Below are 1998 nucleotides of genomic sequence, written 5' to 3'. Positions count from 1 at the left end.
GCGCGGAAGATGGCGTTCGCGGCGTCGCCACCAGCGGTTGGCGTGGCCGCTCCTTCTCGCTTGGCATTGCCGACGCCGTCACCGTTCTGGCGCGGACCGGCGCCGAAGCCGATGCGGCGGCGACGCTCATCGCCAACGCGGTGGACCTGCCCGGCAATCCCGCCATCAAGCGCATTTCCGCACACGAACTGTCGCCCGACAGCGATCTCGGCTCGCGGCTGGTGACGCAAGGCGTCGGCACGCTTGCCCTTGGCGAAGTGGCGCGCGCGCTGGACAATGGCCTTGCCGTCGCCGAAGATTTTCGCCGGCGGGGGCTTATTGCCGGGTCGGCGCTGTTTCTCGGCGGCGAGATCCGCATCAGTGGCTCGGTTGCGCTTGCCGCGCCCAACGAAACTTCGAGGGAGGAAGGTGCCCATGCCTGAGTTTCCGATCCGCAAGATCGCGGTTCTGACCGAAGAGATCTTTCACGAGGGCGGGCCGGTGGCCAAGGTGCCGCGCCGCCGTGCCGCCGCCATGGCGCTGGTAAAGAACCCGTTCGCCGGGCGCTATGTCGAGGAGCTGCAGAGCGCCATGGACGATCTCAAGCCGCTCGGCCTGCTGCTCGCCGACCGGCTGATCGCGGCGCTCGGCGGCGACGTCAAGCAGATCGACGGCTACGGCAAAGGCGCCATTGTCGGCACCGCAGGTGAGCTGGAACACGGCGCCCTCTGGCATGTGCCCGGCGGCTACGCCATGCGCGAGCGGCTCGGCGACGCCAAGGCGATCGTGCCGTCGGCCAAGAAGGTCGGCGCTTTCGGTTCGAAGCTCGACGTGCCGCTCGGCCACATCAACGCCGCCTATGTGCGCAGCCATTTCGACGCCATGGAAGTCGGCATGTCCGATGGTCCGTGCCCCGACGAGATCCTGTTCTGCCTCGCCATGACTTGTGGCCCGCGCATCCACGATCGCATGGGTGGTCTCGCGGCCGATGACATCAAAGCCTGGGATGGGCTGCGGTGAGCGGCGAGGACAATCTGCTCAAGCTGGTCGAGGTCGAGGCGCCGGACGACCAGGATTACCTCCTGCAGGAGCAGGTCGGCTTCATCCTGCGCAAGGCGCATCAGCGCCATGTCGCGATCTTTGCCGCGCATATCGGCGATCTGACGCCGCCGCAATTCGCGGCGTTGGCCAAGCTGCGTGACGTCGGCGAGACCTCGCAGAACCAGCTCGGCACGCTGATCGCGATGGATGCGGCGACGGTGAAGGGCGTCATCGACCGGCTGAAGGCGCGCGGCCTGGTCGAGCTTTCCAGGCACGAGGTCGACAAAAGACGGCTGCTGGTCAATCTGACCGCGGCAGGCCGCGATGCCATCGAGCGCCTGATCCCGCTGGCGCGCGAGATCACAAAGGAGACGCTGGCGCCGCTCTCGGCCAAGGAGATCACCACCTTCATGAAGCTGCTGGTGAAGCTGGCTTAGACCCGCCGGGCGCCAAAGGAGGCACCCGGCAGGAAGTTTGCCTCAGAGGCCGTTGTCCTTCAGCACCTGGGCGGCGTTTTCCTTGGTGATCTTCTCGGTTGGCAGGGTAATGGTCTTTTCGACTTTCTCGCCGTTGAGGAACTTGATCGCCTGGCGCAGGCCTTCGGCACCGGGAGTGACATAGGTGAAGGTCGCCGTCAGCTCGCCCTTGTTCACCATCTGCACGCCTTCATTGGGCAGGCCGTCGATGCCGATGAACTTGATGTCCTTCTCGCGGCCGACATCCTTGGCGGCGAGATAGGCGCCATAGGCCATCGGGTCGTTGTGCCCGTAGACGAGATCGATCTTCTCGTTGCTCTTCAGCGCGTTGGCCATCAGATTGTAGGCCTGGTCCTGCTTCCAGTCGCCCGATTGCTGGTCGAGCAGATATTTGATGCCCGGCTCCTTGTCGGTGAATTCGTGAAAGCCGTCATGGCGGTCATTCGCCGGCTGGGTGCCCATGCCGCCCCAGATCTCGACGACATTGCCTGCAGCCTTGCCC

The 1998-nt window shown here is 65.2% G+C and carries 3 protein-coding genes and 1 pseudogene; 3 read left to right on the top strand and 1 reads right to left on the bottom strand.

All coding sequences use genetic code 11. From position 1 onward, the window contains the following. From EN969_RS28650 to EN969_RS28640, 3 genes and pseudogenes are all read left to right on the top strand, one after another. Positions 1–422: pseudogene (locus EN969_RS28650) on the top strand (UPF0280 family protein); the annotation flags it as partial. After that, a complete protein-coding gene (locus EN969_RS28645; protein WP_013528453.1) occupies positions 415–999 on the top strand; it encodes an amino acid synthesis family protein in 585 nt (194 codons plus the stop codon). The pseudogene EN969_RS28650 and the gene EN969_RS28645, both read left to right, overlap by 8 nt. After that, the gene (locus EN969_RS28640) at positions 996–1457 is read left to right on the top strand and encodes a MarR family transcriptional regulator (protein WP_063169733.1); all 462 of its coding nucleotides are present in this window, start codon (positions 996–998) and stop codon (positions 1455–1457) included. The genes EN969_RS28645 and EN969_RS28640 overlap by 4 nt, the downstream gene beginning before the upstream one ends. A gap of 42 nt (positions 1458–1499) precedes the next feature. Here the strand turns inward: EN969_RS28640 and EN969_RS28635 are convergent. Beyond that, positions 1500–1998, bottom strand: a 499-nt coding sequence (locus tag EN969_RS28635) for a substrate-binding domain-containing protein (RefSeq protein WP_164758581.1), incomplete at its 5' end; no start/stop codon positions are given.

The sequence above is a fragment of the Mesorhizobium sp. M7A.F.Ca.CA.003.01.2.1 genome (genome assembly GCF_003998945.1).
GTDB classification, from domain to species: domain Bacteria; phylum Pseudomonadota; class Alphaproteobacteria; order Rhizobiales; family Rhizobiaceae; genus Mesorhizobium; species Mesorhizobium ciceri.
Note: the sequence above shows the minus strand (reverse complement) of the source record. Positions and strands in the feature narration are given on the sequence as shown.